Origin of the sequence: Hazenella coriacea (assembly GCF_004341825.1) — a bacterium.
Taxonomy (GTDB): Bacteria; Bacillota; Bacilli; order Thermoactinomycetales; family Thermoactinomycetaceae; genus Hazenella; species Hazenella coriacea.
In genome coordinates this window covers 41536-68008 of record NZ_SMAG01000001.1, presented here as the reverse complement: position 1 = coordinate 68008, position 26473 = coordinate 41536, and the positions used below count along the sequence as shown (strand labels likewise).

At 39.4% G+C, this 26473-nt stretch carries 20 protein-coding genes and 1 riboswitch; of the genes, 15 read left to right on the top strand and 5 right to left on the bottom strand.

What is annotated here, in order from left to right; genetic code table 11:
- Positions 1-53: 53 nt before the first annotated feature.
- A complete protein-coding gene (locus EDD58_RS00335) occupies positions 54-1808 on the top strand; it encodes an ABC transporter transmembrane domain-containing protein (protein WP_131922858.1) in 1755 nt (584 codons plus the stop codon).
- Positions 1809-3557: an ABC transporter ATP-binding protein gene (locus tag EDD58_RS00330; RefSeq protein WP_131922857.1), complete on the top strand. Its 1749-nt coding sequence runs from the start codon at positions 1809-1811 to the stop codon at positions 3555-3557.
- Positions 3558-3634: 77 nt separating this feature from the next.
- Here EDD58_RS00330 and EDD58_RS00325 read toward each other — a convergent pair whose 3' ends face one another.
- A complete protein-coding gene (locus EDD58_RS00325) occupies positions 3635-4300 on the bottom strand; it encodes a hypothetical protein (protein WP_165875716.1) in 666 nt (221 codons plus the stop codon).
- A gap of 199 nt (positions 4301-4499) precedes the next feature.
- On the opposite strand from EDD58_RS00325, the gene EDD58_RS00320 reads away from it, so the two are divergent.
- A complete protein-coding gene (locus tag EDD58_RS00320) occupies positions 4500-5831 on the top strand; it encodes an anti-phage deoxyguanosine triphosphatase (RefSeq protein WP_131922855.1) in 1332 nt (443 codons plus the stop codon).
- A 566-nt stretch (positions 5832-6397) separates the two neighbouring features.
- Positions 6398-6754, top strand: a complete 357-nt coding sequence (locus EDD58_RS00315) for a hypothetical protein (RefSeq protein ID WP_131922854.1) — start codon at positions 6398-6400, stop codon at positions 6752-6754.
- An 86-nt stretch (positions 6755-6840) separates the two neighbouring features.
- On the opposite strand, the gene EDD58_RS00310 is transcribed toward EDD58_RS00315, so the two are convergent.
- From EDD58_RS00310 to EDD58_RS00300, 3 genes are all read right to left on the bottom strand, one after another.
- Entirely contained in the window at positions 6841-7176 is a 336-nt protein-coding gene (locus EDD58_RS00310; protein WP_131922853.1) for a hypothetical protein, read from the bottom strand.
- A 110-nt stretch (positions 7177-7286) separates the two neighbouring features.
- On the bottom strand, positions 7287-8111 hold the full coding sequence (locus EDD58_RS00305; RefSeq protein ID WP_131922852.1) for a YqhG family protein: 825 nt from the start codon (positions 8109-8111) through the stop codon (positions 7287-7289).
- On the bottom strand, positions 8092-9819 hold the full coding sequence (locus EDD58_RS00300) for a DEAD/DEAH box helicase (RefSeq protein ID WP_131922851.1): 1728 nt from the start codon (positions 9817-9819) through the stop codon (positions 8092-8094). The genes EDD58_RS00305 and EDD58_RS00300 overlap by 20 nt, the downstream gene beginning before the upstream one ends.
- A 211-nt stretch (positions 9820-10030) precedes the next feature.
- A riboswitch (glycine riboswitch) is annotated at positions 10031-10127 on the top strand.
- A gap of 150 nt (positions 10128-10277) precedes the next feature.
- Between EDD58_RS00300 and gcvT the strand changes: the two genes are divergently transcribed.
- The 10 genes from gcvT to EDD58_RS00250 all read left to right on the top strand — a co-directional run bounded on the left by gcvT (position 10278) and on the right by EDD58_RS00250 (position 21993).
- Entirely contained in the window at positions 10278-11372 is a 1095-nt protein-coding gene (gene gcvT / locus EDD58_RS00295; protein ID WP_131922850.1) for a glycine cleavage system aminomethyltransferase GcvT, read from the top strand.
- A gap of 36 nt (positions 11373-11408) precedes the next feature.
- The gene (gene gcvPA, locus EDD58_RS00290; protein WP_131922849.1) at positions 11409-12755 is read left to right on the top strand and encodes an aminomethyl-transferring glycine dehydrogenase subunit GcvPA; all 1347 of its coding nucleotides are present in this window, start codon (positions 11409-11411) and stop codon (positions 12753-12755) included.
- A 26-nt stretch (positions 12756-12781) separates the two neighbouring features.
- Positions 12782-14200, top strand: coding sequence for an aminomethyl-transferring glycine dehydrogenase subunit GcvPB (gene gcvPB / locus EDD58_RS00285; protein WP_243648633.1), 1419 nt, complete (start codon positions 12782-12784; stop codon positions 14198-14200).
- 100 nt (positions 14201-14300) lie between these two features.
- Positions 14301-14696, top strand: a complete 396-nt coding sequence (locus EDD58_RS00280) for a Rid family hydrolase (protein ID WP_131922847.1) — start codon at positions 14301-14303, stop codon at positions 14694-14696.
- 244 nt (positions 14697-14940) lie between these two features.
- Positions 14941-16149, top strand: a complete 1209-nt coding sequence (locus EDD58_RS00275) for an MFS transporter (RefSeq protein WP_131922846.1) — start codon at positions 14941-14943, stop codon at positions 16147-16149.
- Positions 16150-16456: 307 nt separating this feature from the next.
- On the top strand, positions 16457-17107 hold the full coding sequence (locus tag EDD58_RS00270) for a DUF4937 domain-containing protein (protein WP_165875715.1): 651 nt from the start codon (positions 16457-16459) through the stop codon (positions 17105-17107).
- A gap of 84 nt (positions 17108-17191) precedes the next feature.
- Positions 17192-17698, top strand: a complete 507-nt coding sequence (locus tag EDD58_RS00265) for an NUDIX hydrolase (protein WP_131922844.1) — start codon at positions 17192-17194, stop codon at positions 17696-17698.
- Positions 17699-17794: 96 nt separating this feature from the next.
- A complete protein-coding gene (gene fadH, locus EDD58_RS00260) occupies positions 17795-18562 on the top strand; it encodes a 2,4-dienoyl-CoA reductase (protein WP_131922843.1) in 768 nt (255 codons plus the stop codon).
- A gap of 172 nt (positions 18563-18734) precedes the next feature.
- Positions 18735-19694 carry an NAD-dependent epimerase/dehydratase family protein gene (locus EDD58_RS00255; RefSeq protein ID WP_165875714.1) on the top strand — a complete coding sequence of 320 codons (960 nt, stop codon included), beginning with the start codon at positions 18735-18737 and terminating at the stop codon, positions 19692-19694.
- Between the two features lie 487 nt (positions 19695-20181).
- The gene (locus EDD58_RS00250; RefSeq protein ID WP_131922841.1) at positions 20182-21993 is read left to right on the top strand and encodes a hypothetical protein; all 1812 of its coding nucleotides are present in this window, start codon (positions 20182-20184) and stop codon (positions 21991-21993) included.
- A 130-nt stretch (positions 21994-22123) separates the two neighbouring features.
- Here EDD58_RS00250 and dat read toward each other — a convergent pair whose 3' ends face one another.
- Positions 22124-22969 (bottom strand): D-amino-acid transaminase, encoded by an 846-nt coding sequence (gene dat / locus EDD58_RS00245; RefSeq protein ID WP_131922840.1) that lies wholly within the window; start codon positions 22967-22969, stop codon positions 22124-22126.
- A 222-nt stretch (positions 22970-23191) separates the two neighbouring features.
- Between dat and EDD58_RS00240 the strand changes: the two genes are divergently transcribed.
- Entirely contained in the window at positions 23192-26458 is a 3267-nt protein-coding gene (locus tag EDD58_RS00240) for a vitamin B12-dependent ribonucleotide reductase (protein ID WP_131922839.1), read from the top strand.
- The last annotated feature ends 15 nt before the right edge of the window (positions 26459-26473 follow it).

Below are 26473 nucleotides of genomic sequence, written 5' to 3'. Positions count from 1 at the left end.
CCTTTCTAGGATGTGGCTTCTTTTTGTTTTTTTGAAAAGAGGTGGGGGAAACTGTGAGCATTTTTAAAGATTTATGGTGGTTCTTCAAGTTAGAGAAAAGAAGTTATCTTCTTGGAATTCTAGTGTTATTTGTGCTTGCTCTTTTACACTTATTTACACCGTATGCGGTACGAGTGATTGTTGATGAGATCAGTAATGGAACGTTGACAGCGAATACTTTAATGTATTGGACTGGATTATCTTTACTTGTGGCTGTACTCACATATGTGTGTGGTTATCTATGGAGAATCATGTTGTTTGGTGCATCCAAGCGATTGGGAAGGTTATTACGTAACCGTCTGTATGACCATTTTACTAAGATGTCCCCGCAATTTTTTCACAAACGTCGTACAGGAGACTTAATGGCTCACTCGACCAATGATATCGAGGCGATTACATTGACCGCTGGGGATGGTGTCTTAACCTTAGCGGACTCGATCATCTCGGGAGGAATTGTCGTCCTAACAATGGCGATTTTTATTGATTGGAAATTAACCTTAATTGCCTTAATCCCTATGCCATTCATGGCGTGGGCAACGAGTAAATATGGAAGTATGTTGCATAAACGTTTTCATAAAGCCCAAGAAGCCTTTTCGATGACCAATGATAAGGTTCAAGAGAATATCTCAGGAGTTCGAGTTGTGAAGGCTTTTGGACAAGAAGAGGATGAGAAGAAGGAATTTGAAAATCTACTGGATGATGTCGTTGAGAAAAATATCTCTGTCGCACGGATCGATTCATTATTTGATCCAACGATTATGCTAGTAGTGGGTCTTTCTTACTTTCTGACTGTAGCCTTTGGTTCGTACATTGTTTTAAATAACACGATTACAATCGGAGAGTTGACTCAATTTATACTTTACTTAGGTCATTTGATTTGGCCGATGTTGGCATTTGGATGGTTATTTAACATTGTCGAGCGTGGTAGAGCTTCCAATGATCGGGTGAAAGCATTACTCAATACGCCAGCAGATATCCAAGATCATGAGCATGCGTTAGATATGGTTCCTGTTGGAGAGATTACCTATCAATTACCTTCGTTTAGCTATCCAGAAACTACAGTTCCGTCACTTCAGGAGATTCATGTCAAGCTACTTCCCGGTCAAACATTAGGGATTGTCGGGAAAACAGGGAGCGGAAAGAGTACATTTTTACGATTATTATTGCGCGAATTTGATGCGGATTCAGACTCGGTTTTGATGGGTGGTAAACCAATCACTGATTATCGACTGAGCCGTTTAAGAGAAGCGATTGGCTATATTCCTCAAGACCACGTTTTGTTTTCTGCTACAATCGCTGAAAATATCTCGTTGGGGAAACCAGAAGCGACTCAAGCAGAGATTGAAGAGGTAGCAAGGTTAGCCTGTATTCATGAAGATATCCTTCATTTTAAAGAGGGTTATCAAACAGTTGTAGGTGAGCGAGGTGTGACTCTCTCAGGTGGTCAAAAACAGCGAATTTCGATCGCCCGTGCATTGCTCCTCGACCCAGAAGTATTGATTTTAGATGATTCGCTATCTGCGGTTGATGCCAAAACGGAACATATCATCTTAGAATCCTTACGTCAGAACCGTCAACAGAAAACAACTCTGATTTCCGCTCACCGGTTAAGTGCAGTAGAGCAAGCAGATCAGATCATTGTTTTAGAAGAAGGAAAGATCATTGAACGAGGAACACATCAACAGCTAATGCAAAAAGATGGTTGGTATAAAGGCATGTATGAGAAGCAACAGCTGGAATCGTTGGTTTTAGAAGGAGGGAGGGCATAAGTGGTTCTGAAACGACTTCTTACTTATTTAAAGCCCTATCAAAAACAATTTTGGATCGCTTTTTTTGCGTTGTTAATAGCAACAGGAGCAGATATATTTATTCCGAGGTTGGTTGGTTATTTTATTGATGACCATCTTGTACCACGGCAATTATCCCAACAAGTGATCTTCACCTATATCGGTATTTTTCTTATTTTGCTCCTTTTGTCTGTAGGCTTTCACTATTTTCAATACTTGTGGTTTCAAAAAATTGCCCAATGGGTGGTAAGACAACTTCGGATTGATGTATTTAGTCATGTACAGCATTTAGGGCTTTCTTTTTACGATCGGACACCTGATGGATCACTGGTTTCACGAATCACCAATGATACAGAAGCAGTGAAGGAGCTCTTTATTAGTGTATTATCCACATTTTTGCAAAGTGTGACCTTTATCTTGATCACTTTTGTTGCGATGTTTACGATGGATGTGGAGTTGGCACTCTGGTGCTTATTACTTCTTCCAGTCATCGGAGTGATTATGAATGCTTATCGTAAATTAAGTTCCAAAGTGTTTCATATCTCACGTTCCAAATTAAGTCAAATGAATGCAAAGTTGAATGAATCCATTCAAGGGATGAATATCATTCAAGCCTTACGCCAAGAAAGGCGGCTTCGCAAGGAGTTTGCTGATTTAAACGAGGATCATTATCGAGCAGGAATTAAAAACATAAAATTGTTTGGTCTTTTATTACGTCCTGCGATGCAGATTTTATACATTTTAGCAGTGTTCAGTGTCTTAAATTTCTTTGGCTATCAATCATTCGCAGCAGCGGTTCAAATTGGGGTAATTTATACTTTTATTAATTATATGGATCGAATTATTGAGCCGATCAATCAAGTGATGATGCGCTTACCTCAATTCCAGAACGCCATTGTTTCTGCTGAGCGGGTGTTTAAACTGTTGGATGAAGCGGATGCTGCGCCTCATAAGCAAGGAGAAGGCTCTCCAGAGATTAAAGAAGGACACATTGAATTTGATCAAGTTACCTTTTCTTACGATGGAAAGACTGATGTCTTAAAAAATATTTCATTTGTAGCAGAACCTGGGCAAACGGTCGCATTAGTGGGTCATACGGGAAGTGGTAAAAGCTCGATTATTAATTTGTTAATGAACTTTTATTCTGTAGAACGAGGACAGATTCGAATTGATGGTCAACCGCTTCAGCAATATGACAATGATGAGTTGCGTAAAAAAATAGGGCTCGTCTTACAAGATTCATTTCTATTTGTGGGAGATATTAAAAGCAACATTCGTCTCCACAATCAATCCATCACAGATGAGCAAGTGAAGGAAGCAGCTGAGTTCGTCCAAGCAGCTCCGTTTATTGAAAAACTACCTCACCAATATGATGAGCCTGTCGTTGAACGGGGAGCTACATTTTCAAGTGGGCAAAGGCAGTTAATCTCTTTTGCTCGTACCATGGCTATGCAACCCAAAATCTTAGTCTTAGACGAAGCGACAGCTAGTGTCGATACGGAAACAGAGGAAGCGATTCAAGAAGCACTTGAGAAAATGCGAAAAGGTCGCACGACGATTGCCATCGCTCACCGTCTTTCTACCATTCAAGATGCAGATCTAATCCTTGTCCTCCATCGTGGGGAGATTGTGGAAAGAGGGACTCATCAAGAGTTATTGGCCAAACAAGGACTCTATCATAAAATGTATCTGTTGCAAACATACGGTGCTGTAGTAGAAGCATCAAGCTAAATTTATTCATACAAACAGGCGACCCGACAAAGGTCGCCTGTTTTACATCATGAATCATTCATCCCTTGGCTATTTTCTTAACTGTTTTTTTGACTATTCTCCCGAGGACTCTCTTGCATCAAGTTTGTAGGATCATCTGGAATAGGGGGTGGAGAATATACGATGTTATCAGGATCATTCATTGAAAGTTCTTTAATGCCTTGATTATTTCTGATTAAGGTGTACCATAATTTCATGTCTTTTATATTTTGGGTTTCCATCTGTTCATTGGCAATATACAAATCAAAAGTTCCCTCCAGACGTTTCTCTATATAAATAGAACGTCGAAAAACGATTCCTGAAGAAGAGATGAAATAAGTTGTAAAAAACGAATAACGACTTTGATCAACTTTATCTAAGAAGAGATCTAAGGGAATGATTGTCTTAAATACATCACCATGACCAATTAACTTGGGAGAATCGGTTTGGATTTGAGGGTCGTTCATGGGTTCGTAATACAATTCTTTTCTAAACGGATGTTCACACATGTGAAAGATAAGTGACTGACTCACATAAATCGGAGCCGAATTTATATTATTTAAGATGATTTCGAGGTTTCCATCAGTTTTTAAAAAACGAATGATAGCTTTCTGTTCTTTATCTTGTTGTGCTTGTTTCTTCATTTCAAGAACTTGCCAAAGGGCAACGCTGACAGCTATGGCGGTGAATAAAGCACCCGCCCATTGCCCCAATGCACCCCACATCTCCCAGTTCGTTGATAAATAGAACAATAAAATTCTCTCCTTTAAATGAAGCCTAGGTTTTCTTTATTAATAATTTGATTTCTGTATGTTAATTCCTTTAACTTGTAATTAAAAAATCTGAGAGAGCTGTAGGTTTAGAGAATGGGAATGAAAGGAAAAGTAAGTAATACTACTACTTTTCGAGAATAAAGAGGAATGTGTGAAGTATGATAAACCAGATTCATCTAAGGAGCAGTCTATGATAATAAAAAAGCATGTAAACCCATTTTACTTACCTAGTGACCAAGAACGACAGATTTCTTCTTCTCATAAAAAATATGATGCCCGAGATCCGTTTGAAAAAGATTATGGACGGATTGTTCATAGTGCCGCCTTTCGCCGGTTGCAAGCGAAAACACAAGTGATCACCTCGGAAGTGGGAGACTTTCATCGAACCCGATTAACACACTCCATGGAAGTAGCGCAAATCGCTCGTGGGATTGGCATCTCATTGAATCACCTTCATCCTCTGTTTAAAGAGGAATATGCTCTTGATCTCTCACTGATCGAAGCAGCCGCTCTTGCGCATGACCTAGGACATCCACCTTTTGGCCATCGTGGTGAACAAGCTCTTCATCAATGTATGAGATTATTTGGGGGATTTGAAGGAAACGCACATACTTTTCGAATCCTTACTCGCTTGGAAGGGGATCGAGAAAACGGACTAAATGTGACCCGGGGATTGTTATTGTCCGTGATGAAGTATCCCATTCTATTGAATAAGGCTATGGAGAGAGTAGAAAATCAAGAGTTACCGCCTAAAGCAAGCGCATTTCAAAGTGAAAAGGAAGCTTTTCAATGGGCATTAGCCCCCTTTTCGGAGGAGGAGAAGGAATTTCTACAAGCTACATCAGCACAAGGGAGATATCGACTCACTCAACACCGAACATTTGAATGTTCCATCATTGAATTAGCTGATGATATCGCTTATGGGACTCATGACTTTGAAGATGCGATCCATCTAGGCTTGATCCGACTTACTCGACTCAAAGAGCTATTAAGTTCTTTTTCGAATCATGCTTACCCTGAATTAGAGCAAGCAATGAACGATTTAGTACAGCTCCAAGAAGATCACGATCATATTAAGTATCGTTTGAAAAAGATTTTTTCCCGGATTATCTCTACATTTATTACACATATCCAGATCAAAGAAAACATAGGACAGCTTGGATCGCCACGTTTACGTTTTGTAGCATACTTACCCGATGATCTAAATCAGCTACTTACAGAACTAAAGCAAGTAGTCGCCGATCAAGTCATCTCATCACAACCCGTTCAGATCATCGCTTGGAAAGGGAGCTATATGATCCAACAAATGTTTCAAGCCATGATGAATGAAGAAAGATTATTACCCGAACATGACCGTGAAAAGTTATCCCAAGACCCATCAGATGCCCATAAAGCACGTCTCGTCTGTGACTATATCGCAGGTATGACTGATCCGTTCGCTATGAAAATGTATACAAGACTTTTTGGGGAGAGTTGGAGTTAATCTAGTTGAATGATCGTAAAGAAACGTAAATCAACACTCATTTGATTGGAGTCGATATTTCGCACGAAATGACTTTGTGCCGCAATTTAGTGGAACCCTTCGATGGAGGAAAAGAGGAGGCAACTCTTCTTTGAGCTTCTTCGATGCCTTTTGCCTCCTCCCGGAATCGAAGGGTGGAGCGGACTTCTTCTCTTCTTTGCAAGGCACAAGCTCATGGAGGGCGAAAATCGGGCTCCGACGCCTGATCGTGCAGGTAAATATTACGTAATTGACACTACTCATATCTTTCATTTTAAAGTAAATACATAAGCTTTCATAGGCAACATTCAATATAGAGATAAAAGTCAGAAACCATCTTATCAGACTAACGAATCGAATTCGACAAAATCATCCCATCGACCATTGATTCAACAATAATTGTAAATCTCCGACACAAAACCACACACAAAAATGATCCAATAGGGAGGGTTTTGGCTGAGAAAGGGAGAAAAATGTAGTATCAAATGGAGAGATTTGGATATCGGCTTTGATTAAGCCAGAGTAGAGATTTTCTGGGGTGGTGCAGAATGGCATTGGAATTGCACACTTGTTCCAATGAGTGGGGAGAAGTATTAAGAAGAGTGGATGAAAGTGTCCATCTGTTAAACCATTTTTCTGAAGAGAACGGGCTAGAGCTTGTCCGATCCGTGTCGGAAAAGGTAGACAGTTCCATTGATCACATGTTACATGAAGACTGGATTGAAGAACATCAGCATTTGCAAGAGGTGATTTGCTTTTTAGACCTTGCTTGTTTTAGTTTATTGAGGAAAAATGGAGAATACTTTTCGGTCTATCTACAGGAATTAAACCAACGGTACCGATTGTTACTTTTTTTATATTTCTCAGATCGAAAAGAGAATCATCACAAACCATGGTTATCTTAACATGGTTTGTTTTTTTGTATGACATGTAGCCCTGCGGTAATACGGAGAGTATAGTTAATTAGCAGGGCAGTTTTCATCTAGTCCGATCATATTGAAATAATTTTGGCAAGTAGATCACCAAAGGAAAATGTAGTCGTTTTTTTTCTAGGAGTGATCTGTTTAGCCACTTCGGCGGGCATCTCATCCTCAGAAATCCATCCCTTTTTATACCAATATAAATAGACATCTCTACATTTGTCAGGGTCAGTTGCTTTTGGAGAAAAGACGTATTGTTCACCTGTGAAGGTGTCGATAATTTTTTCAACCCAGGCAAATCCCCATTCAGAATCCCAAAAAGCCCGCTTCATCACATCATCTAAGTGTTGATAAAAGACTTGTCCGCGTTTGCCGTATTGATGATAGATGTACAAGTACCTTTTCATCTGAAAAGGACCCCCTCGTTTTAATGGTAATATCTATTATTGGATAAGAATGATACAGTTACATCACAATATTGTAACTTTTTCTTTCTTTATGTTACGAACATCCAACATTAAGATGACAGAGACTCAGATGAAGGGTTCATATAAAAAATTCCTGCGTTCACCACTTCAATTTCGACACGAGGATGATACTGCCAAATCATCTCTCGTATGCGTTGTTTTTTTTCTTTTTCTTTCTCCTCATTTTGCACTTCTCCTTCTGGATAAAAACTATTTAATTGATTCATTTCCATTTGTAAACGCTCTTTAGCCGCTTCCGCCCAGCTCAAATCCTCTTGATGTAACTGATCTTGAAGATAATATTCCAACTCACCTACAGCTTCTGGAATGGAAAGTCTTTTAGATAGCAGATGGCGTTTTACGGGTATTTGGGAGGTCCATGAAAAAGTTTGAATCCATGGATAAAAGTTATCTTTGATTTCTCCTGTGTAAAGATTGATCCCCAATGAGTTGAGTCGATCTTTTTTCTGATCGCAGATGTACGAGAGTTTAAAGTTAATCAACAGCCAAGGGATATATGGTTTAGAGTGAAGGGAGAGCTCCCACCCTGGAGCCTCCTGATAAAGTCGCACAAAGCGTCCATGCTTTTGAGCAGATTGTAACATTTGAGAAAAGCGAGGTGAACCAAAAAATATATATTCGCCTCGCTGGTCAGGGGGATGATTCTCAAGATCAAAGATGAAACAAAATTGAGCAGGTTGTGGTTCTTGGTTTAATTTTTCTACATACATCCAATAAAAAGGACGATTTAATAAATCTTTATCTACTTCGATCGATAGTTGTGTCTGTAGATAGGAAGGGGTTGATTCAATCACTTGACACTGATGATGTTCCATATATCGTTCTACAAACTCTCTAACTTCCTGCTGATCCATACCATTTCACCTCCTGTTGTTTTTTTTGTTGTTCTACCTCTTGTTGAGTCTCTTTAAACGACTGACTCCAATCCTGTAAACGATCTCTTACTTGTTTCTCCTCATCTGAATCCAACATGATTTTCATCAAAGTTTGTTCAAATGACTCATTTTTTTCTATTTTTTCCAAGATTGTTTCCAGTTCGCCGATCACGGTTTCAAAGAGTTGAATTTTTTCTTGTAATAACCAGATGATATGTTCTTCAATGGTATGAAGTGTAGCAAAGTTATAAATAAATACATCTTTGGTCTGACCAAGACGATGAACCCGTCCGATCCTTTGTTCGACACGCATCGGGTTCCATGGCATATCAAAATTAATAATATGGTGACAAAATTGTAGGTTGATTCCTTCACCACCCGCTTCGGTGGCAATCATGACTTGAGCTCTCGTTTTAAATAACTCCATCATCCAATCTTTTTTATTTCGATTAAAACCGCCTCGGTATGGAACCGCATGGATGCCAACATTGGATAGTTCACGCATCAACATTTCTTGTGTCGCTCGATATTCTGTGAACAAAATGACTTTTTCAGGAGATATTTCTTTGATGAGTTGGACAGCAGCATTGACTTTGGAAGAGGAAGTCACTTTTCGCAATAGATCTGCGAGATGAGCCACTTCTGGAGAGAGTGATTCTTTTCCTTCCTCTCTACGTTGAAATAATTTAAATAACGTGTGAAAAACAGCGTCACGACTGCTACAAACCTCTTTTTGTAGAACGAGAAGGGCTAGCATGCTTTTTAAATCTCCAGCCCCGTTTTGATAACGGCTCCGCACAAATTGGGTTACACCTTCATAGAGGGCACGTTCGGCAGGAGAAAGTTCAATAGGTATGGTTTTTACGATCCGTTTGGTTAGATGAAGGTTTCCATCACGACGACGATTACGGATCAATACCCGACTTACTTCCTCACGTAATTGCTTTTCATTTTTAGCTTTCCGTTTTCCTGCAACGTAATCACTTTGAAAATGTGATTGCTTTCCAAGGTGTCCGGGCTTTAATAAGGTAACCAAGTTGTACAGTTCTTCCATTTCATTTTGAACTGGGGTTGCAGTTAGTAGAAGGCAATATTTTTTTTGTAACTCATTAATAAATTGCCAGTTTTTTGTGCGACGGTTTTTTAATTTATGAGCCTCATCAACAATTAATAGATCATAGTGGTTTTTTAGGATATACTGCCGATGTGGGTCTCGTTTGGCTGTGTCCATGGAAGCGACGATAATGTCATAGCGATCCCACATCCACTCTTTTTTTTGTGCAATAGCTGAAATCTGGAATTTCTGATTTAGTTCTCGTGTCCATTGTAAAACTAAAGAAGAGGGAACGAGGATGAGCACTTTTTTGACAAGGCCACGGATCATGTACTCTTTTAAGATTAAACCAGCTTCAATGGTTTTACCGAGTCCTACTTCATCAGCAAGAATCGCTCGCCCATTCATTTCATTGACGACTCGCTGAACAACATCGATTTGATGAGGAAGTGGTTCAAAGCCTTGAATTTGTTTTAAACTTTGGATAGAGTCAAATGTAGGAACTAATTGTTTCTCTGTAGCTTCAATAGCTAATTGAAACCGTTCCCAAGATGACCAGCCGCTATCTTGTTCTAAATTTTGTAGAAACGGGGATAACCATTGTCGATCGATATGGATCGGAAGTGAATGCATACGTGGTTTCCACCTTTCTATAGCAATGGATTGCAATTTTAGTATGAATCAATACATATGAAATCATGCATGATACATATCATTTGGCGGATGAAATGGTAGCGGTTTCATAGGTGTTGAAGCGAAAATCCGTATTTTTTCTTCAAAATAACTCGTAATGTTACGGGATTTATGGCACAATGTGAGTAGTAAGTGAGATATTGTTCGGCGGTTGAAGGCGGGAGGAGAGACCACCTGATGAGGGTGGCGCCGAAGGAGCAAACCCGATCAAGGGTGAATCTCTCAGGCAAAAGGAGGCCCGCTGGACGTCACTCTGGAGAGAGCTCGGTTGATCGAGCCACCCACGGGGCAACTCTGTATTAGGACAGAGTCAACTCTCAGGTTATAGGACAGAGAAATTTCCCAAACGATGTTTAGGGGATTTCTCTGTCTTTTTTAATGTCTTTGGAGGTGGAAGAATGTCAGATTTAAAAAGAACCCCCTTGTATGACGTTTACAAAGAACAGGCGAAATTGATTCCATTTGGTGGATGGGAGCTACCTGTTCAATTTGTTGGAATTAAGCAAGAGCATGAGGCAGTTCGTACAAAAGCGGGTCTGTTTGATGTATCTCACATGGGAGAAGTAGAGATTAGTGGACCGGATGCTCTTTCGTTTATTCAAAAAATAACAACGAATGATGCGGCGAAATTAAGAATTGGTGATGCACAATATACGATGATGTGTAATCCAGAAGGTGGCATCATTGATGATTTGCTCGTTTATCAGACAGGTGAACAAACCTATCTGCTTGTTATTAATGCAGCTAATATTGATAAAGATGTAGCGTGGATTAACAGGCATCAGACAGGTGATGTAACAGTAAAAAATATTTCCGACGAAATCGCTCAATTGGCTGTTCAAGGACCTCTGTCTGAAAAAATCTTACAAACACTGACGGATACTTCTTTATCAGAAATCCGCCCTTTCAAATTTAAACAACAAGTAGAGGTTGCAGGGGTTCAAGTACTCGTTTCACGTTCAGGGTATACGGGTGAAGATGGGTTTGAGCTTTACTTCTCAGCTAATGATGCCCCCCATCTGTGGACAGCAATTGTGGAAGCAGGACAGCCAGAAGGATTATTGCCATGTGGTTTAGGTGCTCGTGATACCTTACGTTTTGAAGCGAAGTTACCTTTATATGGTCAAGAATTGTCTGAGTCGATCACCCCGATTGAAGCTGGCTTAGGATTTGCAGTCAAACCCGAAAAAGGTGAATTTATAGGGCGTGATGTGCTAGCTCGGCAAAAAGATGAGGGTGCACCAAGAAAATTAGTTGGGGTTGAAATGATTGATCGAGGAATTCCACGTACGCATTACCCTGTATTTGTAAATGATCAACAAGTAGGGGAAATTACTACTGGAACCCAATCTCCAACATTGAAAATAAATGTGGGTCTAGCTTTACTTCAAAAGGAATATGCGCAGTTGGATCAAGAAATCGAAGTTGAGATCCGTGGGAAGCGTCTTCAGGCAAAAGTAGTGAAAACACCTTTTTATAAAAGACAAAAATAAAAGAACTTGGAACAGAGTGGGGAGGATGAATGGGCTATGAAATATCGTTATTTACCCATGACTGAGCAAGACAAGAAAGACATGTTAGATACAATTGGTGTCCAATCAGTAGAAGAACTATTTGCTGAGATCCCTGAGTCAATTCGTTATCCAAAGAGTCTCCAAATCCCAGAGTCATTACCTGAGCCACAACTACTCCGTTATATGAAGAAGTTAGCGGGTAAAAATGGTTCTTTTGATCAATATACTTCTTTTTTAGGAGCCGGAGTCTATGAGCACTATATTCCTAGTGTAGTGAATCATGTTATCTCACGGTCTGAATTTTATACCGCTTATACTCCATACCAACCTGAGATTAGTCAAGGGGAGCTACAAGCTATTTTTGAGTTTCAAACAATGATTTGTGAATTGACAGGCATGGATGTAGCCAATTCATCGATGTATGATGGTCCAACTGCACTCGCAGAAGCAGCAAGTCTTGCCGCCAGTTCCTCACGTAAAAAGAAAATTATTATTTCTCGAGCAGTTCATCCTGAAGCACGGCAAATTTTAAAAACCAATGCTCAAGGATTAGGATTAGAGATCAGAGAAGTGGCTTGTGTGGACGGAGTGACAGATCTAGAACAACTGGCTGAGATTGCTGATGAAGGAACAGCTGCGGTGATCGTGCAATCTCCTAACTTTTTCGGGAATATTGAAGATCTGGAGAAAATCGAACCACTTGCCCATGCTCATAAAGGTTTATTCATCGTAAGTAGTAATCCGCTGTCGTTAGGTCTTTTAAAACCACCTGGTGCATATCGTGCAGATATTGTGGTAGGAGATGCACAACCTTTGGGAATTCCCGCTTCATTTGGTGGACCTCATTGTGGCTTCTTTGCGACGACCAAAGCTTTGATGAGAAAAATTCCAGGGCGGATCGTTGGACAAACCGTTGATGAAGATGGAGTTCGTGGCTTTGTTCTTACATTACAAGCTCGTGAACAGCATATCCGTAGGGATAAGGCAACCTCCAATATTTGTTCAAACCAAGCGTTAAATGCACTAGCTGCATCTGTATATATGTCCGCTTTAGGTAAACAAGGGATTCAAGATGTGGCTCGTTTAAATATCAATAAAGCCCACTATGCCCAAAAACGGTTAGCAAAGGTTTCAGGTGTGACAGTTCCTTTTGCGCAGCCATTTTTCAATGAGTTCGTCATCCAACTAAACAAACCTGTGCAAGAGATCATAGACAAGCTTTTACAGTCAGGAATCATAGCAGGTTACGATTTAGGAAAAGATGATCCAGAATTAGAAGGATATTTACTTATTGCTGTTACTGAAATGCGTACAAAAGAAGAGATTGATCAACTGGCTGATGCATTGGAGGGATTACTGTGAGCAAAGAAAAAGAATTGATATTTGAGATGAGTCAACCTGGACGTGTCGCCTACAGTTTACCGTCTTGTGATGTTCCAGAGATCGACTCTTTTCCAACTGAGTTGTTCCGAGACGAACCTGCAGAACTGCCTGAAGTCTCTGAGCTAGACTTAATGAGACATTATACGGAGCTTTCACGTAGAAATCATGGTGTGGATAATGGCTTTTATCCGCTAGGTTCCTGTACGATGAAGTACAATCCAAAGATTAATGAGGATGTAGCACGATTTGCTGGATTTGCTAATATCCATCCATATCAGCCTGAAGAGACAGTTCAGGGAGCTTTACAACTTCTATATGAATTACAACAAGATTTAGCTGAAATTACAGGAATGGATCAAGTAACACTCCAACCAGCCGCAGGGGCTCAAGGTGAATGGACCGGATTGATGATGATTCGTGCTTACCATGAAAGTCGTGGAGAAGGGGGACGGGATAAAGTAATTGTACCCGACTCTGCTCATGGAACGAACCCCGCCAGTGCATCGGTTGCTGGATTTAAAACGATCACGATCCCTTCTAATGAAAAAGGACTTGTTGATGTCGAGGAATTAAAAAAAGCATTAGGGAACGATACAGCTGCCCTCATGTTGACGAACCCAAATACATTGGGATTATTTGAAGAAGATATTGCGATGATTGCTGATCTTGTGCATGAAGCTGGTGGAATGCTCTACTATGATGGTGCTAATGCCAATGCAATTTTAGGTTGGGCACGTCCTGGAGATATGGGTTTTGACGTCGTCCACTTGAATTTACACAAAACATTTACCACACCACATGGAGGTGGCGGACCGGGTGCAGGTCCTGTTGGGGTTAAGAAAGAATTAATCCCATTTCTACCGAAACCAATTGTCGAAAAGACAGAAGATGGTACCTATTATTTAGATGAAGAGCGCCCACAATCGATTGGGCGAGTCAAAGGGTACTATGGGAACTTTGGTATTTTAGTACGTGCATATACGTACATTCGGACGATGGGACCTGAAGGGTTACGCCAAGTTTCCGAATACGCGGTCTTAAATGCGAACTATATGATGAGAAGATTAGCTCCTTATTATGACCTCCCCTATCAACAACACTGTAAACATGAATTCGTTCTTGCTGGAACTCGTCAGAAAAAACAAGGGGTACGGACTTTAGATATCGCTAAACGGCTTCTGGACTTTGGTTTCCATCCACCAACCACTTATTTCCCATTAATCGTGGATGAGTGTTTGATGATTGAACCGACTGAGACAGAAAGTAAAGAGACCTTAGACCGATTTATTGATGTGATGATCCAAATTGCTAAAGAATCTGAAGAAACTCCTGAAGTTGTTCAAGATGCTCCACACCATACCGTTGTGAAACGTTTAGATGAAGTAACAGCAGCACGGAAGCCTGTTTTACGTTGGAAAAAATAGTTGAAGTGCCCCGTTATTTGCGGGGCACTTTTCATTTCTCATCTAGATCTGTAAACTGGTTCAGGAGAAGTTTGTATGGAGAGGAGAGAAATTCTAAACTATGGAACATATGAGGATTTCTGATCATAGCCCCAAAGGTCAACAAATTAGTTGCTCTCAAGTGATTCGGAAAGGTCAGTGGGTGTATATTGGTGGAACCCACGCAATGCAACGAAATGGAGAAATTGTTGGCAAGGATGACCCTTATCGTCAAACGATTCAGGTGCTTTCTAACATTGAGTATGCGTTAAAAAAAGTAGGAGCTACGTTGACAGATGTGGTTCGCACAAGAATCTATGTTACGAATCTGTCGGAATGGCCTGAAATCAGTCAAGCCTACAATGATTTCTTTGATGAAGCCCAGCCTGTTACAACAATCGTTGAAGTGAACAAGCTGATCCTCCCTGGATTGTTAGTTGAAATAGAAGCTGAGGCTGTGATTAACGAACGATATTGACAGAAAAGAAATTATACATGTAATATAATGATTGGAATATAGAAAAGTTTAAATTTTATTTACTAGAATGACAGCTGGTTGTCATTCTAATTTTATTTTCGGAAAAAGAAAGGATGTTTTCTATGATAGTCTGCTACATCAAATCCTCATCAGTTCAGTTAACTAACAAAGCTATAGAAAAAAATCATGCTGTGAAAGGAGAGCGATCTCCAAGTAGTGGCTAAAATGAAACGGAGATTCTTGCATGTCCATATCCAAACATAATATTAAATTTTTATATTGGGCCCAATTTATGGGTGGTATGAATTTTATGGAGCCTGTGATTGTTTTGTTTTATCTGTATCACGGGTTAACGCCTACAGAGATTTTTATTACGTTGCTTTGCTTTAGTGGTTCAGTCTTACTATTTGAAATTCCGACAGGTGCTTTTGCCGATCGATATGGGGCGAAAGCTGCGTTTTTGTTTGGATCGATCTTTCGTATTCTATCGATTGTTTGTCTGCTGTTTGCAAAAGATGTTTGGCTGATCTACTTGAGTCGAGTTTTATCTGGTTGTGCAGAAACTTTTTTCTCTGGGGCGGATGAAGCACTAGTTTACGAGTCTTTAAAGGAAGATGACCGGACGGCTGAAATGGGTAAAGTGATTGGGAAAATTGAATCAGCTAGCATGATTCCTATGATTTTCGGCTTAATTGCAGGAGCGTGGTTGGCCAAGGATTTAACACATACACAATTCTCCATCCTCTTACTGATCCAGCTTTTCTTTACAGGAATTCAGATGATATTTTTATCAAGATTGAAGATGCCTAGCGTTGTGTCTGCTTTTCGTGAACAATCTTGGTATCATGTTCGGCAAGGTTGGCGAGAAATCAAACAATCTCCACCACTCCTTTTTCTCTTTGCTAACTTTACCATTGTTTTTATTACCACTTATGTTTATACCACCTTTGAGCAACCCTGGTGGCAACAGTTACAAATCCCTGTAGAAAGCTTTGGCATCATCTTAGCAGTGGGCTATTTACTGTCTACAATAGCCTCCCTTCAAGTGGGAAGATTAACTAGAATAGCTTCAGAAGAAGTTTGGATGTGGGGATCAGGGCTGGCGATTATTCTGGGATATGTTGTGTTTTTGTGGTTTGATCAAAGTATAGTAGCCGCAATTTTTGCCGCTTTATTTGTACGAGTCGCACGATCCATTCGTTGGCCGATGTATGCTCATTTACGGAATCAGTATATCTCTTCAGGAAGTCGAGCTACGACATTGTCTCTGTTAAGTGTGCTAGATTCTGTATTTGATTTGATCTTGATTCTCTCATTGGTTTCCATTGCGCATTGGGGGATTCCAAGTATTTTAGTAGGATGTATTTCCTTCGCTGCTCTTGGACTCTTATTTCCAGTGAAGTCGAGAGTCCAAGCGAAATTACGATCTGAGGAAAAGAATCAAGTGATTTAATATTAGCTGTGTTTTGAGGGATCAAGGTTCTCCTGAATGGGGGAGCCTTTTTTAATTGAAAGTCATTTTAAAAATGATTTGTGTGGTTAGTTGAGGGTTCAGAGTGGGAATCATTAAGTTTATGGAGGTGGATCAACGATTGATGTGAAGAAAGAAAGATCACTCTTGAGGAGTAAGTAGTTCATAGGTACGATGGTAATGGAATAGTTGCATTCATACTTCAATACTTGATTTTTAGAGTCTAGTTTTTATTAGGCGAAGTATATATGGTTACTGTGATATTGAGATGAACCACTGGAGGTTCCTTATGTTAATTAAATGGATTGTCAGTACGGTTTCGACTCAACAAAAAGATACTTTTCATCAATGCCAACGAGGCTGGCAAGAGATGAATAAAGCTCCTGGTTTTATCATTCAATTCGGAGGATGGAATCTAAAAAATCCTGAAGAAGCATGTATCGTATCTATGTGGGAAAATCAGGATAAGTATGACCAGTTTATGAATATAATGCATGACCAGATTTACGAAAAATCGGGTCAATCGGGAACCTTTGAACATTTAGAGGTTCATTTATTTGAAAAGTGGTGTAACATTAATGGTGGGAGAGTTGAGCAGGTATTTGTTCCTTGTGTGCAAGCCGGTCAAACGATTCGGATCGCAGACTGCTTGGTAAAAGAGAATCATTTAGAACATTACCTAATGATGCAAGAAAGTGTTTGGAATCTTGGATTAGGAAATGCTCCAGGGATGGTTAAAGGAGTTTTTGCTCGTTCACTTACTTCACTTAATCGGTATCTTGTATTATCTTGTTGGCGTGACCAAGAGCGCTATCAAATTTTTGCCAAACGGCTGTTACCAGAGTTGGAACGTTGGGCACGTTCTAAAGAAGATTTGGGTTCTTTTCAAGGAAAAGTATTTGAGATTGAACAAGATTGGATTATACAGTCAACTGTTTAAAAGAATGGAAATCGTTAGGTCATTGTGTAATTTGGGAATTCCTAACGGTTTCCTTATAAAAAATAAGAAAGGAGTGTTTAAAGTATGTTGTCTTTGACAGTCGAAAATCAAAAAAAATTTAATTTTCGAGTTGCTGGGGTGATCATTCATGAAGATCATATATGCTTACATCGAGGACTAAAAGATGAATTTTGGAGTTTACCTGGTGGTCGGGTAGAGTGGAACGAGGATACACGAGATGCCATTATTCGAGAGATGAAAGAAGAGCTAACAATAGAAGTGGAGATTCAACGACTCTTATGGGTTGTAGAAGACTTTTTTAAAGTAAATGATGAGTTGCTCCATGAGTTAGGATTTTATTATTTACTTGATCCCAGTAAGTCCATATTTAAAATTGAGGAAACATTTGATAAAAAGAGCTTTGTTTCATTAGATGAAAGAGGAGTAGCTTTTTTATATCAATGGTTTCCTTTAGAAGATCTGGAAAAGACGGATTTGTATCCCTATTTTTTAAGAGAATCTCTAAATCAATTACCTACTAGGATTCAACAAAAGATTGCTTATTCAGATCATGCTTATCATACGTATTGACAAACAAATTCATCTCAGAGTATGGTGAATATATATTCATTTATAGCTATAATGAAGAATGAATGTTCCGATTACTATCTATGGGTGGTGGATAATTTGAAAGGTAAAACAGTGATTGTAACAGGTGGAAGTAATGGAATGGGTAAGGCGATCGCAGCTCGTCTCTGTCAAGAGGGTGCGAATGTTGTAATTTCGGGTCGAAATAGTGAGCGCTTACAAGCAGCTAAGGAAGAGATGGAAACCTTTGATGGACAAGTATTAACAGTCTCTATGGATGTTCGCAATCTAGAACAAGTAGAAGATTTGGTTAAACAGGCGAAAGAAAAATTTGGTCAAATCGATCATTTAGTAAATAATGCTGCAGGCAACTTTGTAGTTCCAGCTGAAAATCTGTCTCACAATGGTTGGCATTCAGTGATCGATATTGTTTTAAATGGAACCTGGTATTGTTCACAAACTGTAGCTAAAGATTGGATTGAACAAAAGCATGCAGGCTCTATTTTAAATATTGTAGCCACATATGCATGGACGGGGGCAGCAGGTGTGGTACATTCAGCATCGGCAAAGGCTGGAGTATTAGCTATGAGCCAAACACTTGCTGTTGAATGGGGAAGTAAATATGGCATTCGTGTCAATTGTATTGCTCCTGGAGCGATTGATAACACGGGTGGAACTGAAAAATTAATAGCGAATGAGAAGATGGCTCATCTATTAAAACAGTCGATTCCACTCAAACGATTTGGTCAGCCTGAAGAAATAGCTGGATTAGCTAAGTTTCTATTATCTGATGAGGCCGCATATATAAATGGAGAAGTGATTACGATGGATGGTGGTTTTTGGTTGGGTGGCACTCGTTTTTTATAGGCAGGACCGATCCTCTGCTCGGTTTGAGTAGAGGATTTTTTGTATGGGAGTGTTTTTAACTTGGTTATATATAGGAAGAAAGGTTAGATATTTAAAGTAAAGCTCGACTTGTATGGATTTACTAGTTAATCTGATGATAGGGACAAGTTTCACAGATGAAAGGAGAATACTATTGAAGATACTAATTACTGGTGGCACCGGTTTTATTGGCCGTCATCTCGTTCATCTTTTGCATCAAGAAGGTCATGAAGTAACTGTATTACATCGTGCATCTTCATGCCTAAATGGCTTACCTGAATCGATTTCTACACGGTTAGGTGATGTGACACGTGCCGAAACATTAAAGGGTTGTTGTGAGGGAATCGATTGGGTATTCCATGTAGCAGGTGATGTAACTTGGGGAAAAAAGTTAAAGAGTCGCATGTTTGAAATTAATGTGATGGGAAGTCGCAATATAGCACAAGAAGCACTAAAAAGTGGTGTGAAGCGCTTTATACATACAAGCTCTGCTGCCGCTGTAGGTTTACCACGGGAGAGGGTGATAGATGAAGATGAGCCCTTTAACGGAGATCAGCTTCAAGTTGAGTATTCGATTGCAAAGCGTCGTGGAGAAGAAGCTGTATTAGACATGGTTCCACAAGGATTGCCAGCGGTTGTGGTCAACCCTACAGTAGTGATTGGGGTTCAAGCAGCGGCTTCTAGTTTTTTCAATTCAGTGGTTGATGGAAAGCTTACACTCTCTCCTAGTGGTGGTGTAAATATTTGCGATGTGGAGGATATCGCGCAAGGACATCGGCTAGCAGCTGAATATGGGAAAATAGGAGAACGATATCTTTTAGGTGGGGAAAATCTACCAATGATTGAGTTATTTCAGCGATTAGCAGATGCTTCTGAGACTCATCAGAAGATCCGTTCTGTACCTTCAGGAGTTTTGAAAGTGGCTTCGTTACTAGCTGAGGGAATCTCGATCCTAAATGGAAAAGAGCCTATATTTGCTTGGGATTTGGCAAAACTGGCAGGGCGTAATATCTACTACTCTTCAGCTAAAGCTGAACAAGAGTTGGGATATACGATTACTCCTTTAGAACAAACCATAAAAAAAATAGTAGAAGAAAGAAAGACATTTCGATAAAACATTTTTTTGTGAAATGGGCGAGTCTTTCGACTCGCAACTTATATAAATAATTGGTTATTAAAACTGTATCGTTTAAAAAGGGATAGAAATAGTGAAATATTCAGTAAAAAATTATAAATTAGCTCTTTTTAAATAGATATTCTAGATATATTCATTAAATATATTTAAATTATATCGACTGTGATTAATGGTCTTTTTTAGATGAATAGTTATAAAATGAAATAAAAATGATAAAAAATAAACGATTATATTTTCAAAATAATAAAATTGTTGGTATATATACCTTTTTGTTGGTGGGGATTGCCATTCTCATGTTTATATATTATCATTAAAAAACTAAGAAGTTTGATTCCTATATTGAAGAAATCAATTTTAAACTTGCTTTTTTTTGTCTATAAGTTTAGCATGAAATTGCTAGTATTCATCATTGCTATAATTTCCCAGTTTTTGCTTACTATTATCTTAAGGTTAGGGGAAACAACAGTTGAAACATGAAGAAAATCATAATCATCGTCGGTATTACGAACGATTTCAGGTAGAAGATGTGATTAATTTTTTCTCTGGTCAACTTCTCCAAGCGAAATCTTCGGATGGTGCCCAAGTTTTTTTGCAGCGCATCAAATATAGCCGCCGCCCTCTGCCTGAAGGATTCTCAGATGCATTATGTAAGCTCCAACACTCTAATTTGGCTCCAGTCTTAGATGTACTTGAAGAAGAAGATCAATTAATTCTTGTACACCCTCCTTTTTCTGGAGATCCGTTACCACTTGTGGTTAATAAGGATGAACCGATGGAGTCAGAAAAAGCGATTCGAATCGCAAATAAATGTTTTCGAACTTTAATGGACTTAGAACAACTTCCATTGCCATTACAAGCTACTTTAGATCCTAAAAACATATTGCTAGATGGTAATCAACCACTTTTACTATTTTATTATATTAAAGATTCGAAGCCGAGTTCATCAGATGAAAAGTGGCGTGAACTTTTGTTTTTTTTGCTGGCAGGACAAACCCCTCAGCGTGGTCAAAAACAGCATGAGAAGCAATTGGAGGAAAAGCGTGTCCCTTCAAAAATAATGCAGATTGCTTTACGTTGCTTGGATCAAAAATTTACTATTAAACAACTTCAAGAGATGATGGAGCAATATATTAAAGCAAATGATCAGGTGAAGAGTGGGCTCAGTCGTGGAGCGAAGCAGAGAAAAAATAGGAAAAGCTTATACACAACAGTAGCTCTGGCTACTGCGGCCTTGGTTTTAGTTTCTATCACAGTTTCCCAAATCAGCAACCCAGGGAATGGAATTGCATCTAACAGCTTTTTCAATCTATTTCAAGGGGACTCGGACAAAGAAGTAAAACCGGATGAGCTTTATCAAAGCTTCCATTTTACTGATCAAGGGGAAGTATTTACCTTTGATGAAAAGATTGTGGGCAATACGAGTATCCGTGGTGAATTTGAACTTAAAACTTTGAATGGATTTCAAGGGATTGTAGAGACGGTCGACCAATCTGTTGCATTTGGTATTCAGATTGATAAAGAAGGAAAAATCAACGTATTCCAAAAGTTAGATGACAAACAACATATGATCGATCGGTCAGGAGACTTATATCGAGTTCAACCAGGTAAGAAGTACACATTTGAAATTTTTCACTTTCCCAATCAACCGTTACGACTCTATGTTAGTGAAGAGGGGCAAGTGAAAAAGTGGTTAAACATTGGAAAGTTTGTTTTTAATAAAGAATTTACGCTTCGGTTTGAAGGTGGAAGTGGCTCGATTTTGTATGTTCCTCAAATTTACAATGTTTCTAATCATACTGTGGTTGATAACTTATTAATGAATCAACAACCATGGCGACTCGATTATGGTCAAGGACTTATAGATATTGATGATCAGGGTCAAAATCATTTGTTGGTTTATTCTAAATCTAAGTTGAGGATCGATAGTTCAGCTGCCTCTAACTTTATCTTTATGCCCCCAAAAAAGGGTGATTTGTTACATATGGATTTGGAAATGATTGACGGAGCTCGTTACCGTTTGAATTTAGCTCAAAATCATTTAGCTTTAACTCGTAACGAAGAAAAGATAAAGGAACAAGAGATTAACTGGAACTTAAATAGAGATCAGCCTGTTCAAATGTCTATCATTACCTCTTATAACACGATTAAGGTGAAAGTAACGCAAGGATCATATACAACAGAAGTGGAATACAATCAAGGAGATGCATTTGGAGGATTACGTGATGCAACCCTATATAATGATCATGGTTTTACCATGATACAAAATCCCAAAGAATAATAACCTTGATCAAAAAAACGACCCTGGTGGTTTTCACCAGTGGTCGTTTTTTCTTTTTCGGTAATGTTTAACAAGAAAAATGGTAAGTGATCAGATACAATAGATGGTATATGAAATTTTTAGAAGCTGTTTATGAATGACATTGATTAGCGACTTCTTGATTAAATGCTTCCTGAAGTTTTTTCGTCACGGGGCCAGGCATCCCAGATCCGATCTGCTTTTGATCAACTTGAACGATCGGACAGATTTCCATCGTAGTGCTAGTTAAAAAACATTCATCAGCTGTATAAAGATCTTCAAGAGTGAATGGTTTTTCGTTAAAAGGAATGTTACATTGGGTCGCTAATTGCAAGGTAATCGCCCGTGTAATTCCAGGCAAAATCAAATGATTCGCTGGATGAGTCCAAATCGTACCCTCTTTTACAATATAAATATTTGTCGAACTTCCTTCAGTCACATGACCATCGCGAACGAGTATGGCTTCATGGCATTGGTGATCAATGGCTTTTTGTTTGGATAATACAGCTCCCAATAAGTTTAAGCTTTTAATATCGCAACGTAGCCAACGGATATCTGGATCGCTGATTACGCCTACTCCATACTCTAGTTCCTTAACTGGACGACTGGAAGTCTGTGTATAAGCGATGATTAGTGGTTGGAGTTGATCAGAAAAAGCATGGTTACGAGGAGACGTTCCGCGACTGATCTGAAAATACAAATTACCATCTGCTAGTTGATTTTGCTTAATTAATTGAAGTAAATGTTCTTCCAATTGTGAAATGGAATAAGGAAGTGAGATTCGAATTTCGGAAGCATTTCGTTCAAAGCGTTCGAGGTGCTCTTGAAGACAAAATGGTTTCCCTCCGTAAACCCGAACAACTTCATAAATCCCATCGCCAAACTGATAAGCTCGATCTTCAATGTCAACATTTGCTTCTTGACGCTCAATGAATCGGTCATGATATAAAATGATCATAGATTTCTCCCCCTTAAGACTTTTCGCTTCTAGTTTGCCGGAATAATTGGCAAACCTCAAGCTCTTTTTCATATGGATAACAATATTCTGTATGTTATCAAGATATAGTGGTTATATGTATTATAAGTTACAATATATAGAGGTTGTTATTTTTATGGATTTTGCTTGGTGGAGTTATCAACTACAGTCATAGGAGTAAGGAGAAGCGGAAGGAGTTACATCATGAAAATTCAACGATTTTTTACCCAACCTGGTAAAGATCCTTACCAATCGGTCGAATATACATTACGAGACTGTCGGATTACCAATCCTGATGGTTCAATTGTTTTTGAAATGAAAGGGGCAGAGATTCCTAAAGGCTGGTCTCAAGTTGCTTCTGATATTATGGTTTCAAAATATTTTCGGAAGGCTGGAGTGCCTCAAAGTAATGAAGAAGGAGCTCCACTTTTAGATGAAGAAGGTCATCCCATTACTGGACCAGAAACGAGTGTGAAACAAGTTATTCATCGCTTAGCGGATTGTTGGAGAGAATGGGGAGAAAAGTACGGATACTTTGATAGCAAAAAAGATGCACAAGCCTTTTATGATGAATTAGTGTATATGTTATTACATCAAATGGCAGCCCCTAACTCCCCTCAATGGTTTAATACCGGTCTACATTCTGCTTATGGGATTACAGGAAAATCACAAGGGCATTATTACATAGATGCCGAATCAGAAGAACTAAAAAAAGCAGAAAGTGCCTATGGTCGTCCACAACCACATGCATGTTTTATCCAATCGGTGGAAGATGATCTAGTCAATGAAAATGGAATTATGGATCTCTGGGTACGAGAAGCACGTCTTTTTAAATATGGAAGTGGAACAGGGACTAATTTTTCTAACATTCGTGGAAAAGGAGAGCCACTTTCAGGTGGAGGAACTTCGTCAGGATTGCTCTCTTTCTTGAAAATTGGAGACCGTGCAGCTGGTGCGATTAAGTCGGGAGGAACAACGCGGCGCGCAGCCAAAATGGTTTGTCTTGATCTTGATCACCCTGATGTAGAAGAGTTTATTAACTGGAAATCTCATGAAGAGAAAAAAGTAAAAGCGTTGATCGCTGCGGGTTATGACCCATCATTTAATGGAGAGGCTTATGAAACAGTCTCTGGTCAAAACTCTAACAACTCGGTACGAGCTCCTCATGAGTTTTTTCAAAAGTTAGCAGAAGATGGAGTCTGGGAGTTAAAGTGGAGAACGAATGGTCAAGTGTGTAAGCAGATTCCTGCCCGTCAATTGTGGAGGAAAATAGGAGAAGCGGCATGGGAATGTGCTGATCCTGGATTACAATATGATGGAACGATTAATGAATGGCATACTTCTCCAGCTGGTATGGATGGAAAATTAGGTGCTCGTCACAATCGGATTAACGCTTCTAATCCCTGCTCGGAATACATGTTTTTAGATAATACAGCTTGCAATCTAGCCTCTTTCAATTTGGTGAAATTTTTTGATGTAGAGAATACCCGTTTCAATATCCCTGCTTTTCGTCATGCGTGTCGTCTATGGACCATTGTTTTGGAGATCTCAGTATTAATGGCGCAATATCCATCCAAAGAGATTGCTCAACTCTCTTATGAATATCGTACTTTGGGACTTGGTTATGCCAACATTGGTACACTTCTAATGCTTTCAGGGATTCCATATGACTCAGATCATGCTTTAGCGATGACTGGAGCGATCACGGCAATCATGACAGGAGTTTCTTATACAACATCAGCTGAAATGGCTAAAGAGCTAGGAGCATTTAAAGCTTATGCCAATAACCGTGAACATATGTTGCGAGTGATTCGCAACCATCGCCGAGCCGCTTATGATGCACCAATGACAGAGTATGAAGGTTTAACAGTGAAGCCAATGGGAGTTGATCCTGATCTTTGCCCCCCTGATTTATTAGAAGCCGCACGGACCAGTTGGGATGAAGCATTAAAGTTGGGAGAAAAATATGGCTACAGAAATGCTCAAACCACATTACTTGCTCCTACTGGGACAATTGGTTTATTGATGGATTGCGATACTACGGGTGTTGAACCTGACTTCGCCTTGGTGAAATTTAAAAAATTAACGGGTGGGGGATACTTTAAAATTGCTAATCAGTCGATCCGGCCTGCCCTAAAACATCTAGGATATACTCAAGAACAGATCGAAGATATCTTGCGTTATGTGACTGGAACTCTTTCTTTGACAGATGCACCTTATGTGAATCGAAATACACTAAGACAAAAAGGGTTTATGGATGAAGAGTTGAATTGGATCGAACAAGCATTACCCTCTGTATTTGAGCTTTCATTTGCTTTTAACCGGTTTGTTTTAGGAGATGAGTGTCTAACGCGGTTAGGGTTTACTCCAGATCAATACGAAGCCTCAGATTTTGATTTGCTTCATGCTTTAGGATTTACATCTAGTCAGATTAATGAAGCCAATGATGTGGTTTGCGGAATGATGACGATCGAAGGAGCACCACACTTAAAAGAGGAACATTATCCTGTTTTTGATACAGCCAATCCTTGTGGGAAGCACGGAACTCGTTACATTCATTTTATGGGGCATCTACGTATGATGGCAGCAGCCCAACCATTCCTAAGTGGTGCGATTTCTAAAACAATTAATATGCCACATGAATCTACAGTTGAGGAGATTCAACATGCTTATGAACAAGGTTGGAGGTTAGGGCTTAAAGCAGTAGCTCTTTATCGTGATGGTTCGAAGAGTTCACAGCCTCTCAACGCACGATCAGATCAAGCAGAAGAGAAAGAACAGCAAGAAGAGATTGCTTTGGTAAATGAACATCTAGAAGAAGTAATTGCTAATGGACATATGCCAAGTGTTCGTCGTCGTCTACCTCGGAAACGGGAAGGCTTTACCCAAGAGGCAAGAGTTGCTGGGCAAAAGATCTTTGTTCGTACAGGTGAATATGAAGATGGTACACTAGGTGAAATCTTTATTGATATGCATAAAGCGGGTAGTACTATGAGAGGGATGTTAGATGCTTTTGCTGTTGCTATTTCTTTAGGTTTGCAGCATGGTGTTCCATTGCAAAAGTTTGTTGACTCACTTACCTTTACTCGTTTTGAACCATCAGGAATTGTTGAACATCCTAATATTAAAATGGCCACTTCAGTGATCGATTACGTTTTCCGTTTATTGGGGATGGAATATCTAGAGAAAACAGACTTTGTACAAATTCCTCCCAAACAGGAAGAACTACGTGCTTATCAAAACAGAGTGAAACTTGCTGATGTACCACCAACTGCTACTCATCCTATGTCTATAGATTCGATGATACAGCAGCTGACTGAACAAGAGGGTTCTCATTCTTCTACAGATAATCTGGAGGCGATTCGAGCCAGTAGTGGGGCTCCTTTATGTATTGACTGTGGAGGGATGACCAAACGTAACGGTTCTTGCTATGTTTGTTTGGACTGTGGGGCGACGACAGGTTGTTCTTAATGAAATAGTTAAATT

Bases quoted from the DNA above. Each gene is read 5' to 3' on its own strand.
- EDD58_RS00325 (WP_165875716.1), bottom strand. From the start codon at position 4,300: ATGTGGGGTGCATTGGGGCAATGGGCGGGTGCTTTATTCACCGCCATA.
- EDD58_RS00315 (WP_131922854.1), top strand. From the start codon at position 6,398: ATGGCATTGGAATTGCACACTTGTTCCAATGAGTGGGGAGAAGTATTA.
- EDD58_RS00310 (WP_131922853.1), bottom strand. From the start codon at position 7,176: ATGAAAAGGTACTTGTACATCTATCATCAATACGGCAAACGCGGACAA.
- EDD58_RS00305 (WP_131922852.1), bottom strand. From the start codon at position 8,111: ATGGATCAGCAGGAAGTTAGAGAGTTTGTAGAACGATATATGGAACAT.
- EDD58_RS00300 (WP_131922851.1), bottom strand. From the start codon at position 9,819: ATGCATTCACTTCCGATCCATATCGATCGACAATGGTTATCCCCGTTT.
- gcvT (WP_131922850.1), top strand. From the start codon at position 10,278: ATGTCAGATTTAAAAAGAACCCCCTTGTATGACGTTTACAAAGAACAG.
- gcvPA (WP_131922849.1), top strand. From the start codon at position 11,409: ATGAAATATCGTTATTTACCCATGACTGAGCAAGACAAGAAAGACATG.
- gcvPB (WP_243648633.1), top strand. From the start codon at position 12,782: ATGAGTCAACCTGGACGTGTCGCCTACAGTTTACCGTCTTGTGATGTT.
- EDD58_RS00280 (WP_131922847.1), top strand. From the start codon at position 14,301: ATGGAACATATGAGGATTTCTGATCATAGCCCCAAAGGTCAACAAATT.
- EDD58_RS00275 (WP_131922846.1), top strand. From the start codon at position 14,941: ATGTCCATATCCAAACATAATATTAAATTTTTATATTGGGCCCAATTT.
- EDD58_RS00270 (WP_165875715.1), top strand. From the start codon at position 16,457: ATGTTAATTAAATGGATTGTCAGTACGGTTTCGACTCAACAAAAAGAT.
- EDD58_RS00265 (WP_131922844.1), top strand. From the start codon at position 17,192: ATGTTGTCTTTGACAGTCGAAAATCAAAAAAAATTTAATTTTCGAGTT.
- dat (WP_131922840.1), bottom strand. From the start codon at position 22,969: ATGATCATTTTATATCATGACCGATTCATTGAGCGTCAAGAAGCAAAT.
- EDD58_RS00240 (WP_131922839.1), top strand. From the start codon at position 23,192: ATGAAAATTCAACGATTTTTTACCCAACCTGGTAAAGATCCTTACCAA.